Source organism: Algoriphagus vanfongensis DSM 17529 (assembly GCF_000429465.1).
GTDB classification, from domain to species: domain Bacteria; phylum Bacteroidota; class Bacteroidia; order Cytophagales; family Cyclobacteriaceae; genus Algoriphagus; species Algoriphagus vanfongensis.
In genome coordinates, this window is sequence record NZ_AUBX01000003.1 from 12,918 (window position 1) to 26,308 (window position 13,391).

At 44.5% G+C, this 13,391-nt stretch carries 8 protein-coding genes; 3 read left to right on the forward strand and 5 right to left on the reverse strand.

What is annotated here, in order from left to right; genetic code table 11:
- Window positions 1-5: 5 nt before the first annotated feature.
- Both uvrB and G460_RS0100930 read right to left on the reverse strand, forming a co-directional pair.
- Window positions 6-2,048, reverse strand: a complete 2,043-nt coding sequence (uvrB, locus tag G460_RS0100925) for an excinuclease ABC subunit UvrB (protein ID WP_026953617.1) — start codon at window positions 2,046-2,048, stop codon at window positions 6-8.
- 59 nt (window positions 2,049-2,107) lie between these two features.
- Complete coding sequence (locus G460_RS0100930; RefSeq protein WP_051315852.1) at window positions 2,108-3,298, reverse strand: Lnb N-terminal periplasmic domain-containing protein; 1,191 nt, start codon at window positions 3,296-3,298, stop codon at window positions 2,108-2,110.
- 109 nt (window positions 3,299-3,407) lie between these two features.
- Here G460_RS0100930 and G460_RS0100935 point away from each other — a divergent pair, with 109 nt between their 5' ends.
- From G460_RS0100935 to G460_RS0100945, 3 genes are all read left to right on the forward strand, one after another.
- Complete coding sequence (locus G460_RS0100935; protein ID WP_026953619.1) at window positions 3,408-5,624, forward strand: T9SS type A sorting domain-containing protein; 2,217 nt, start codon at window positions 3,408-3,410, stop codon at window positions 5,622-5,624.
- Between the two features lie 71 nt (window positions 5,625-5,695).
- Window positions 5,696-7,009, forward strand: a complete 1,314-nt coding sequence (locus tag G460_RS0100940; RefSeq protein WP_026953620.1) for a GntT/GntP/DsdX family permease — start codon at window positions 5,696-5,698, stop codon at window positions 7,007-7,009.
- A gap of 2 nt (window positions 7,010-7,011) precedes the next feature.
- Window positions 7,012-7,479 carry a RidA family protein gene (locus G460_RS0100945; RefSeq protein WP_026953621.1) on the forward strand — a complete coding sequence of 156 codons (468 nt, stop codon included), beginning with the start codon at window positions 7,012-7,014 and terminating at the stop codon, window positions 7,477-7,479.
- Between the two features lie 2 nt (window positions 7,480-7,481).
- Here G460_RS0100945 and G460_RS0100950 read toward each other — a convergent pair whose 3' ends face one another.
- The 3 genes from G460_RS0100950 to G460_RS0100960 form a co-directional block, all read right to left on the reverse strand.
- On the reverse strand, window positions 7,482-8,876 hold the full coding sequence (locus G460_RS0100950) for an MltF family protein (RefSeq protein ID WP_026953622.1): 1,395 nt from the start codon (window positions 8,874-8,876) through the stop codon (window positions 7,482-7,484).
- Window positions 8,877-8,988: 112 nt separating this feature from the next.
- On the reverse strand, window positions 8,989-10,329 hold the full coding sequence (locus tag G460_RS0100955) for a TolC family protein (RefSeq protein ID WP_026953623.1): 1,341 nt from the start codon (window positions 10,327-10,329) through the stop codon (window positions 8,989-8,991).
- Window positions 10,329-13,391 (reverse strand): efflux RND transporter permease subunit, encoded by a 3,063-nt coding sequence (locus G460_RS0100960; RefSeq protein WP_026953624.1) that lies wholly within the window; start codon window positions 13,389-13,391, stop codon window positions 10,329-10,331. The genes G460_RS0100955 and G460_RS0100960 overlap by 1 nt, the downstream gene beginning before the upstream one ends.

The following is a 13,391-nucleotide window of genomic DNA, read 5'->3' on the forward strand; positions in this document are numbered from 1 at the left end:
TGCCATCAGTTTCCCAGTCCCCTATTCATTTCTTCCAAACGAGATTTTTGAGCTTGCCACTCATCGCGAAGTCGTGCTGCTTCCATGAAGTTGAGTTCTTTGGCAGCTTTTTCCATTTGCTTTTGGGTTTGCACGATGAGCTTTTCCAATTTGTCTTTGCTTAAATACTGCACTACAGGATCTGCAGCAAGTACTGCCTCGCCTGGCATCGGCTCCGCATAGACTTTTGGATTCTTCTTGGAATCTGCCACGCTGGTCTGCCCCATGATCTTGTCTCTGGATTTGATGACAGTAGTCGGCGTGATACCATGCTCCTCATTGTAGGCCATCTGCAGGGCTCTTCTTCGTTTGGTCTCATCGATTGCCATCTGCATGGAATCTGTGATTTTATCCGCATACATGATCACACGCCCTTCAGAGTTTCGGGCAGCCCGACCAATCGTCTGAACGAGACTTCGCTCATTCCGAAGAAAACCTTCTTTATCCGCATCCAAAATCGCAACCAAAGATACCTCAGGCAGATCCAATCCTTCCCGTAGCAAATTGACTCCTACCAAGACGTCAAAAACTCCCAATCTCAATTCTCTAAGAATCTCAACCCGGTCCAATGTCTTCACTTCCGAGTGTATATACCGGGACTTCACTCCGGCTCTTTCCAAGTATTTCTGCAACTCCTCAGCCATCCTTTTGGTCAAAGTAGTCACCAAAACTCTCGCCTCTGATTTGATAGTTTGATCGATTTCTTCCAGCAAATCATCAATTTGATTTTGACTAGGTCTCACTTCGATGGTCGGATCCAGCAAGCCTGTTGGCCTGATAATCTGCTCCACGACTACACCTTCTGTCAAAGCCAATTCGTAATCAGCTGGCGTCGCAGAAACATAAACCACCTGATTAGTCAGATCTTCAAATTCATCAAACTTCAATGGCCTATTGTCCAATGCAGAAGGAAGTCTAAACCCAAAATCCACCAGATTGACCTTTCTCGACCTATCGCCTCCCCACATCGCCCTCACTTGAGGTACTGTGACGTGACTCTCATCTATCACCAACAAGAAGTCATCCGGAAAGTAATCCAATAAGCAGAAGGGTCTCATCCCAGGTTGCCTTCTGTCGAAATACCTGGAGTAATTTTCCACACCAGAGCAGTACCCCAGCTCACGAATCATCTCTAGATCAAATTCCGTCCGCTCCTGTAAGCGCTTGGCTTCCATGAATTTCCCTTCTTTTTCGAAGAAATTCACCTGAGCCACCATGTCATCCTGGATCTCCTTGATAGCTACCTGAAGGGTATCCTTGCCAGTGACGAATAGATTGGCTGGAAAAATAGATATGATTTTCTCATCATTGAGCTTTTTGCCACTCCTGGGATCGATTCGCTGGATCGCTTCAATCTCATCTCCCCAAAAGAAAATCCTATATCCCCAGTCTGCATAAGCCACAAAAATATCTACTGTATCTCCTTTGACCCGAAAAGTCCCATGGGTCAGCTCTTGCTGCGTCCTCGAATAAAGGATATCCACCAGTTTGAAAAGCAACTGGTTTCGGGGAATTCGATCTCCTTCCTGAAGACGGATCACATTCTTACCAAATTCCTCTGGATTTCCAATCCCATAAATACAGCTCACAGAGGCTACTACCACTACATCCCTTCTCCCTGTCAATAAGGCCGAGGTGGCACTCAACCTCAGTTTTTCTATCTCCTCATTGATCGAAAGATCTTTTTCTATATAGGTACCCGAACTGGGAATAAATGCCTCAGGCTGATAATAATCGTAATACGAGATGAAATATTCGACGGCATTTTCAGGAAAAAACTGCTTGAATTCACCATAAAGCTGAGCCGCCAGAGTCTTATTATGACTCAGTATCAAGGTTGGCTTTTGTACCTCCTGAATCAAATTTGCAACGGTGAAAGTCTTACCAGAACCTGTCACACCCAGTAGTACCTGCGCTTTTTCACCTGCATTGACCCCCTCCGCCAGTTGTTTGATGGCTGCTGGCTGATCCCCTGTAGGCTGAAAATCTGATGTTAGTTTGAAATCCATAAGTATAGTCCAGTAGAGGAAACGTCAAGGCCCGGCCGATAAGTTTCGCAAGTGTGAGATTAAGCCACTACGGGCTTGTATTTTTCAATATTGTAATAGAGATAATTGGTTCGGAGAATCAAGACTAACAAAATGGGAATCAAACTCGGATGAAATGACTGCCATCCCAAAATCCAGAAGACCACCGCTGCATCCGCCAAAATCAAAGCAGCCAACAAGTATTTTTTCACCCAGGGTTTCAGGCTCTTTTTCATGAGAGCAATGGCCAAAACTAAATGCCCTGGGAAAGCCCAAAGAATATTCCAGTTCCACTGAGTAGCACTATGCACAGTCGCAAACCACAACAGCATCACGACGATACCTAAAATGCCCAAAATCCCAAAAAGAGCGATATCAAAGCCTATGAAGAGCTTTTTCTTTTTGAATCCGAAAAATGTAATTACTGTAAATACTACCGCTATGAGCCAAAACATCCAATAAGGATTCAATGGGTTCATGGACATATTGGCTCTGGGAAAATCCAAAATTACAGAAGACTCCTTGACCAAAGGCCTGGTAGGACCATCCCCCTGAATTTCAGCTCTGGCAAAAGCCTGCTCCATGTAATCAGGCAAAAACTGCTCTTCTTGGGGATTGGCATCCCGATCGATCACAGCACCCAGCGCCACATCTATTCCCAAATCTGCCCAAGGCATCTGCAGCACATATTCATCGATCAGGTTCCTAAATGTCTTTTCTTCCTCCTCCCTTTGCTCATCATGCCAGACTAGCTTATCTCCAAGCACCAAGTCCATAGCATCCCGTATTCGGGTGGCACAGTTGTCAAAAAAGAAATCGTAGCGGTAATACCTGCGCTCCGGCATATAATTCACCTGTAAAAATTCCGTCATGTACTTTTGCTGCTCGATTGAAAGATCCAGTACCTGCTCCCTTACAGATCTCTTTTCCGCATTGTAAGTAGCAATAAAATCCGCATAGGAACTGACGCTAAGCATATAATCCAGTTTTCCCGCTGCAAACTTCCCATAGAAATTAGGCGTGTTGAAATTGAACGTGCCATAGTTGAAAACATAATCCGTACCTCCAATCGGATCCAAAACCCGAATCGCGCTATGTCCAAAGGCCATGTAGAGCTCATCCCCGGGGTCACATGTCAAAAGACTGACTCGATACAGCTGAGCCTGTGCCACGCCACAACACGCTATTGCACAGACAATTAACAAGGAAAACAGTTTCTTTTTAAAAGACATTTCGTTAACTTCAACTACTTTTCAAACTACTTTTATGGACACCAGGGACAAAAAGATGGCCCTATTGGCACTTTTATATGGCCGAATATACAGGTTATTGTCGGCAATCATGTTTCTGTGTCTATTCCATTTCTGCCTCTTGGCCCAAGAGGCAAACTCCTACCGGACGATCGCTTCTGGCAGCTTCACCAACCTCTCCATTTGGGAAATCTATGACGGGATGACCTGGGGTCCAGTAAGTGCTAAGCCAGGGATAGGAAATGATATTTACATAGAACAGCCACATCGGGTCACACTCACTCAAAATGAAGAAGTCAAAAGTATTTTTATCAATAGTGACACAGGAGCAGGACAAAAGTTAAACTTGAATGGCTACAATCTGGACATCTATGGGACACTTCAAGGGTATGAAGGCAGTGCTCCCGGAACACCAGCGGGAAGTCATAATAGCACCGATTGGATTGGAAATTCCATGACAAGCACCCTAACCTTTAAGGGAGGTACAAGGACGATAATCCAAGATGGCGCTTGGTCAGGCAATAGCCAAAACAGTAATTACTCGGTCATTTTTGACGCAGGACCTGGAATTGAATTAGAAATAGAAGAACCATTTAAAGCATTGCAATTCACTATTAGATCTGGAGCTGTTATTCAAAAAATTACGAATGTAAATACCTGCTCCACTTTTTCATTCAATACCAATAACTCGCACGGAACAGGAATTTTTGGAGATTTCATTATAGAAAATGGAGGAATACTTATCAGCCATTGCAATGATAACATTCTATTCAGATCAGGAACCTCATCAAGCCCTAAGAGTGCCAACCTTTTTGATTTACAGACAGGTGGTACTTTGATATTAGAAGGAACAAACCCCAGGATTGAAGCCGCAAATTTCCAGATCAAAGGAAAAGTGATTTTCAGAGCTGGATCTGCCACCAAATCTCTACCTGCCTCTACTTTTACGGATGCTGGCTCTATTCTAACTTTTCATGACCTAGAACTCCAAGGAAATAGAAATCTTCAACTTCCAAGCTCGGTCGCCATCACAGGTGGCCTAGCACAAACAGGTACAGGACAATTTTTGACTAACAATACACATATCACTTTTTTAGGGAATGAAGACCAACGCATCACTGGCTTTGCCCTTACTCCACTGGATCTGACGGTCGACAAAAGTAATGGAGAAGTTATTTTGGGGCAAAGCCTGAATGTGTTGAGAAACTTGACTATGCAAACTGGGAAATTGAATTTCGATGACAATTCTCTTGCTATTAATTCTTCAAATTCAGGAAGCTTAGTCTATCAAAACGGGTCTTGGGAAGATCTCAAAAGCGTTACTTATTATAATTCACCAAACACTTTTACTCCTGTAAACGGGACATTTCCCTTTGGAGATAGATATCAAGGCGGTATACGAAAAGTGCAATTGCTAGGAACGCATGCAGGAGGAAATCTAACAATAAACTATACAGAGTATCAAGGAGCTGATTTCAATGCCAATTTTTCGGACAACGATGCTACTCCTATCTTGTATCGTCTCTTTTCCTACTTTGAATTTTCAGGCTTTAATCCAAGCTCGAATTCTCTCCAACTCCGCATTTCAGCCCACCAATTGATCGTAGATGACGTAGACGATCTCAGAATCGTAGGACCAGGCTATGCAGCTCCAGGAACTCACATTCCAGGAATGGAAGACGGCGACGACCTCTGGGCAATCCGTGAGCTAACTTTCAATGATCTATCAGGTAACTTATTTACAGTGGGAAGCTACCGCACACTCTCTATCTTACCCCTACTATTGTTGGACTTCAGAGCACACTGGCAAAAACAAAACGCTTTGATATCATTTGAGTTTGCGGCTGAGACCTCCGGCCAACTAGAGCTACTTCGCTCCTCGGGAAACTTAGAATCATGGCAAACCATAGCTCAAATGACAATTGACAACATCAGAAAAAGCCACTTTATCGATGAATCTATTCAGCCCGGAGCACCTACATACTACCAACTTAAGCTCACTACTGCAGATGGAAAAACTGATTCAAGTAGGGTGATCAGATTGGATGGCAGGCCGGAGGACAGCATGCATTTCCAACTCTATCCCAACCCCTACCATTCGGGAAAAATTCAAATTAAATACCCAACGAGTCAAGAATTTGACCAAGTCACTTTCCAGATTATCCATCCCAATGGAAACACTGGGCAACCAATCAATCTAAATACAGAAAGCCTCCACCAACAACTTTCGGCACTCAAACCGGGCTTGTATTTTATTTTGGTTTCATGGAAGGAAGGAACACAAACGATTAAGTGGGTTCGCCATTAGCCTATTTTTAAAGAAGTAAATCATGGTTTAAGATGATTTTTCTATCTTGAAAATTCATCTAAACCCAAGCCATGACCATTCTATTCCTTTTACTCAGTATTGCTGTTTTAGTACTACTGATTGTCTGGGCCAAACTCAATCCTTTTTTGTCTTTTTTAATCAGTTCCATAGTCGCTGGATTTTTATTGGGTATCCCTCCTGAACAAATAGCCGGTTCCATCCAAAAAGGAATGGGCAATCTCCTGGGAGATTTGGTCATCGTCATTGTCATGGGAGCAATGCTGGGCAAATTGGTGGCAGAAAGTGGCGCTGCTCAGCGAATAGCCGGCTTTTTGATGAAGCTTTTTGGGCAAAAGCACATCACTTGGGCCATGTCACTGACCGGTTTGGTGGTAGGAATTCCGCTATTCTACAATGTAGGCTTTGTACTCTTGGTGCCACTGGCCTTCACTGTAGCGTACCAGTACAGGATCTCAGCAGTCTATGTCGGGATTCCATTATTGGCGGCGCTATCTGTCACTCATGGATTTTTACCTCCTCATCCATCTCCAGCCGCCCTAGTTGCACAATTTGATGCCAATATGGGATTGACCCTGCTATATGGGATGATCATCACCATTCCTACGGTAGCCATAGCAGGCCCTCTTTTTGCCTCAAAATTAAAAAACATCAAAGCTGAGCCGCTCAAAACTTTCCAGGCGGAAGTCAAAGAAGAAAAAGATCTTCCCGGAATCGGAAACAGCTTTTTCACCGCTCTCCTTCCTGTATTTTTATTGGTCACTACCACCATTTTAAACCTCAATATTTCCCCACAGAGCACACTGGCCCCCATTATCAGTTTTATAGCTGATCCAGGCATGGTAATGCTGATCTCAGTACTGATCGCTACTTATACGTTGGGCTTAAAAAGAGGGTTTGACATGAAAACCCTGATGGACCTATATACTCACGCGACTAAAGATATCGCCATGATTCTACTGATAGTCGCAGGAGCTGGTGCATTGAAACAAATATTTTCCGACTCAGGAGTCAGCCAAACTATCGCTGAAGGACTCCAGTCTTGGGACATTCACCCCCTGATTTTAGCTTGGGTCATCACTGCTATTATACGTGTCTGTGTGGGATCCGCCACCGTCGCCGGGTTGACGACGGCGGGGATCATCGCTCCTTTGGTAGCCAGCATGAACGTAGACCCAAACCTCCTTGTCCTTTCCATTGGTGCAGGTAGCTTGATGTTTTCGCATTTTAATGATGCCGGATTCTGGATGTACAAGGAGTTTTTCAACGTGAGCATCAAAGACACGATCAAAACCTGGTCGGTCATGGAAACTTTAGTGGCAGTATTTGGCCTTATTGGTGTATTGATTTTGGATTTATTTATATAAAAATGGAAACAGCAGAAAGTAATTTTGAAAAATTAGGATTGAGCCTACCCCCAGCTCCTAAGCCTCTAGGCGTATACAAACCCTGCCTGATCGACGGCAAGTACCTCTATCTATCCGGACATGGCACGGTCCAAGACGATGGCTCTTTAATCATAGGGCGCATCGGAGATGACATGGACATCGAAGCTGGCAAACTAGCAGCCAGGCAAGTTGGGCTAGCGATGCTGAGTACTATCAAGGCCAATCTGGGCTCTCTCAACCGCGTCAAGCGGGTGATCAAAGTCCTAGGGATGGTCAACTGTGTCTCTAGCTTTGAAAGACACCCTTATGTCATCAATGGTGCCAGTGAACTTTTTGCTCAAGTATGGGGAGAGGAACACGGCATCGGAGTTCGATCTGCAGTAGGTATGGGAACCTTACCGGACAATATTCCAGTAGAAATCGAAGCCATGTTTGAGTTACAGGAATAGGATCAAGGAGTCACCAGAGCTTTATACGATTCAAAGATATTCATGACATCTTTGACATAGTTCACAGCCAGATGACCTTTGGCAAAGCCACTTTTGACAATGGGGTCCCGATAATAGTCGGGATCACTTTTCAACTCCAAGTAAGTGGAAACATCCTTCCAAGATCGAGTATTCGCTCCGTACTTCAGAGCCAATCTCCAAGCATCCTCCACATGGCCGTGTCCGATATTGTAGGAAGCAAGTACGAATTTGATTCGTTCATTGGTTTCTGGTACGCGTTCCAGCCAGAATTTATCCAAATACCTCAAGTATCGAATCCCACCCATCAAAGACTGATTGGGATCATTTGGGTTTTCTACCCCAAACCGCTCCAGCGTGACCGGCATCAGTTGCAACAATCCTTTGGCTCCGGCATAAGAAGTCGCCGTGGTATCAAATCTAGACTCTTTATAAACCAATGAAGCCAATAGCCTCCAGTCCCAACCTAGCTCTCCAGCTCCCTCCTGAATCAACTCATCGTAGACGGAAATGCGATTTCCGGCCAACGAAGAAAAAGGACTGGTAGAGCGGAAATAACTGTTTTTGGTATTGAGAAAATACTTGGCATACAACATCGGGATAAATTCTCGCTGTTTATCTTCAATCCATTGGTTCACAGTGCTTAGCAACTTCGGTGAATTATCCCTGACCACCCAGGCCACATCCTCAGACTGAGTCACTTTCCACGAAATATCCAACCCTTCATAATAGGTAGCATTTGCCAAAGCAATATTTTGATCGGCTAGCGTATAGCGAATAGAGCCTTCGGCTACCTGGTCTATTAGTGTCTCCTCATGCAAGGGTGATTCTAATACGGTAAAATTGACTTGTAATGAATCCTTGATCTTGCAAAGCTGTGACTTATATATCGCCCCCTGTCGGACGTGGATTGTGTCAGCTTCCAGCTCATCCCATGCCTTAATCGAATGCGGTCCATCTCGACTCACTAATACTGTCGATATTTTCCCTAAAGGCAGCGTAAATGCAGTGCTTATCTCCCGATCAGGATGCATCTCCAGATTCATGGCTATGATGTCTACCCGCCCATCTTTGAGATACTCAAAAGCCTTGTCGATATCAGATACCAAAACCAGATTTAGCTGGACGTTCAGGCGCTTGGCTAGATCTCTCAGCAGTTCGTACTCGTATCCCATTCTTCGACCTCGATAGATGTAAAATCCAGTAGAATTATTATCCACCGCAGCTCGGATAAAGCCTCGATTTTTGATCCCTTCCAGATCCAGGATATACGTTTGCTTTTTGAATGTCTTTGGAAACTGCTTTTCCAAAAAGGTGCATTGCACACCAAAAAGCAAGATAATCAGACCAGCAAATAGAATTATGACTCCTCTTTTCATACACTGGGACTAGGCCCCGGATGTTTCGAAAGGTCTGATAGTCAAAGTATATGCCAAAAAATAATTGAAGAATCTTAATAAATGAAAAAGGGGAGCTGAGCTCCCCTTTCACTTAATCTTCAGTAGGTAAATCCAGTGGTTCAAAACTGTTTTCAAAAAAGATCCCTCCAGACAGTCTCTTTAGTTCTATTTCTTGCTCTTTAATGTTATAAATTGACGTAATCAATCGGTTTTCGGCAGTTAGCAAGTTTTCCTGCGCATCCCGAAACTCCAAGTAAGAAGCGATCCCCAACCGGAACCTCTCCAAAGCTATTTCAGAACTCTCTTTGGCCACCGCATAGTTTCTCTGCTCAATGACCAACAACTCACGGTTATTCAAATAGGTATTGTACGCTCTATACAAATCAGATTTCAGCTGAATCTCAAACTGGTCCACCGCAAATCCTTGAATCTTCTGCTGCACCTTCGCATTTTGGATCCTACGATTGAGGGTAAATCCGGAGAATAAATTCATCGTCACATTTCCACCATAATTGAATCCTTCTCGTTGGTTTTGCAGCAAAAACCCCGCATCGGAATTGGAGGTATTATTGACATAATTCGCATTGAGGTTGATCGCCGGAAGCCGGGACACCTGCAGTTCTTTCATCTGAAGAAAGGCTTCATTTTCCTGCCTCTGGATCACCAGCCATTGCTTGTTGTCCATAAAGGCACTTTCCTCCAAGTCCAGCAGGCGGAGCTCATCACCTACCGTAATCGTATCATTGATTGCAAACTCGGCATTGGGATTCAGAGCCATCAATTCATTGAGATTGATTCGGGCTGCTTTGATGATTTGATTTTGTGTCTTGAGAAGGCTCAAATCAGAATTGTAATCCACTTCTGCCGTCAGAAAATCACGTTTTCCAGCTCCTCCCAATTCATATTGTGCTTGAGCTATGTCCAAGCGAGCCTGGCTCAGTTCCAGGGTCCGTTCAAGTACCTTATATCGCTGCAGCTCCAACACTAATCTATAGTAAGCTGTAGAGATGCCAGCTATCGTATTCTCCACGGTCACTTTTGCCTGCAACTGGGAAATCTCCTCCAGCAAACCAAGTCTCTTCAAGACCACAATCGCCTCAGGTCTAAACCCGTAAATCCCCGCAACTGTGAAATTCTCCGTTCTCGACTTTGCATTGTCGATGATCCGCGGCTCGGGATCACTGACCAATGTCTGAGTCACGTCCTCCTGAGAATAATTTCTGGCATAGGTCGCATCGATAATCGGAAGGAAAGCTCCCCAACCTATTCTGATATCTCCTTGGCTCAAATTAATATTTTCGACCGCAATCTTGATGTCAAGATTGTTTTCAAGTCCCTTTTCAATGGCCGATTCCAGATTCAGGGATTCATTTTGGGCAAAAGTATAGTGTGTCATTAGGCTCAAGATGAGCCCCAGGCAAAGCTTCTTCATTAAATTCTTGCTAGTCTTCCTTCTTTCGAAGTCAAATAAGTATAAATGGCCGGGATGATAAATAGGGTCAAAATCGTCGCAAATGTCAATCCTCCAATCACCGCTGCACCCATTGGCACACGGCTCTCTGCTCCAGCTCCCAAGGCCAAAGCGATCGGCAAAATCCCCAGAATAGTGGATAGGGACGTCATCAAAATCGGTCTAAATCTAGCTACAGCGGCACCATAGATGGCCTCTTTGACATCCATACCCGTGGCTTTTCGCTGATTGGCAAATTCCACGATCAAAATCCCGTTTTTGGTCACCAAACCAATGAGCATAATGATCCCGATCTGACTGAAAATATTCAGTGTAAAATCAAAAGCCCACAAAGTTAATAATGCTCCAAAAATCGCCAATGGCACGGTAAACATGATAGTCAATGGATCCAAGAAACTTTCAAACTGTGCAGAAAGTACCAGGTAAATCAAGACCAAAGCAAAGAGGAATGCAAAGATCAAACTATTGGAACTTTCACGGAATTCCTTGGATGGTCCAGCTACATCAGTTGCAAACGAATCATCCAGCACATCAGCGGCTATTCGGTCCATTTCATTGAGCCCGTCCCCGATGGTATAGCCTTCGGCCAAGTTAGCGGAAACCGTAGCAGACACAAATCTATTGAATCGGTACAGCTGAGGCGGAGTACTCTTCTCCACTACTTTGACGAGGTTATCCAACTGAACCAGCTGTCCATTTTCTGCCCTCACGTAGAGCATTCGAAGGTTCACAGGCTCATTTCTGTCTTCCAGCTGCATCTCACCGACCACTTGATATTGCTTGCCATTCATGATGAAATAGGCAAATCGCTGTCCAGAATATGACAGTTGAAGGGTTCTGGCTATTTCCTGCACAGAAACCCCAATATTTCGGGCTTTTTCTCGGTCGATCTCGATTTCGAGTTCTGGCTTGGTAAACTTCAAATTGATATCCGCAAAAATAAATGCGTCACTCTGATTCACCGCTTCCATAAATGGAGGGATTTTCTCTTTCAGTTTTTCCAAAGTAGGTGCTTGCAAAACATACTGAACCGGAAGCCCTCCTCTTCTGTCACCAATAGACTGTGGCTCCGAAGCAAAGGCTCTAACAGAAGTATAGTTTCTAAGCTTTTGATTGATCTGATTGAAATACTCATGCTGAGTCATGGACCTGTTTTCCGCATCCGAAAGGATAAATCGAACAAATCCTGAATTGGTACTGGAAGTCCCAAAACCGGGAGAAGTCACCGAAATCAACCCCGTCACTTCATCCTCAGGGAAGGTCTGTATAAAATCCGCAACCATCTGATCGATCACACGATCCATATAGCTAAATGTGGCACCTTCCGGGCCAGAAAGCTGAATTCTGATTTCACCTCTATCTTCTGTAGGTGCTAGTTCGGAAGGAATATTTGAAAACAAATAGTAAATCCCGACTGCCATCACCAATATCAGTGGAAAAGCTACCCATCTGAAATTCATAAACCAGCTAAGCGCCCGATCATATTGATCATTGATCCATACAAATCCCGGTTCTGTAAAATTGTAAAACCAGTTATGCTTTTCTCTTCTCTTGAGAAGCTTGGAGCTGAGCATAGGCGTCATCGTCAATGCCACAAACGAGGAAATAATTACAGCTCCCGCTACGACGATCCCAAATTCGCGGAACAGACGACCTGTGGTCCCGGTCAAGAAAATCACAGGAAGGAATACCGCTGCCAAGGCAACAGTAGTCGCTATGACCGCAAAGAAAATCTCCTCAGCTCCCTGCTTGGCCGCCTCGAGTGGCTGCTCTCCTTTTTCGATTCGGGCATAGATATTTTCCAAGACTACGATGGCATCATCCACCACCAATCCAATGGACAGCACGATCCCCAACAGAGTCAATACATTGATGGAAAAATCCATCAAATACATCACAAAGAATACCCCAATCAAAGATATTGGGATCGTCAGCACTGGAATAAAAGTCGTTCTCCAATCTCTCAAGAAAAGGAAGATAATAGCAACTACCAGTATAAAAGCAGTGATGATCGTCTCTTGCACCTCCGCGATAGAGCTCCGGATATAGGTAGTCGAATCAAAACCGATCTCCAATCCTACATCTGCTGGCAGATCTTTTTTGATAAACTCCAAACGTCTGTAAAACTCGTCGACAATTTCGATATTATTGGATCCTGGCAAAGGCACTAGCACCACGCCTACCATGGGAACGCCATCTCTTTTCAAAACCGTACGCTCATTCAATGCTGCAAGCTCTGCTCGACCCACATCCTGAAATCTGACGATATTGTTCTGATCTTCTTTGATGATCAGCTGGTTGAATTCTTGAGGAGAAGACAGTCTACTTTTAGTTCTCACAGACAGTTCGATCGTCTCTCCTTCGATGCGCCCAGATGGCAATTCCACATTCTCCGACTGCACCTTGCTCAGGACATCGAGAGGAGTGACCCCATAAGAAGCCATCTTCAGTGGGTCCATTCTCAGCCTGATGGCATATTCTTTTTCACCCCAAATCTGAACCCGGCTCACTCCAGGAATGGTCTGCAGTCTTTCCTTGAAGATATTCATAGCAATATCAGAAAGATCCAATAAGCTACGTTCGTCACTTTTTACATTCAAAAACACGATAGGCTGAGAGTCTGCATCTGCCTTGGATACGACAGGAGGCTCAGCATCAGGGGGGAGATTTCGCTGTGCTCCCGACACTTTATCTCTTACATCATTGGCAGCAGCCTCCAAATCAGCTCCTACATCAAATTCTACCGTGATGCTACTAGCTCCATCATTGGAGGTGGATGTCAAAGACTTGATACCCTGGATCCCATTGATAGCCTCCTCAAGTGGCTCTGTAATCTGGGCTTCAATCACATCCGCATTGGCTCCCACATAGGTCGTCCGAACGTTGATAATCGGAGGATCCACACTAGGAAACTCCCGGATACCCAACAGTGAGATCCCTATAGCTCCAAATAGAAGGATGACTAGGGACATCACGATGGCCAAGACCGGCCTGTTGATGCTTAAACTAGAAAGACTCGCCAT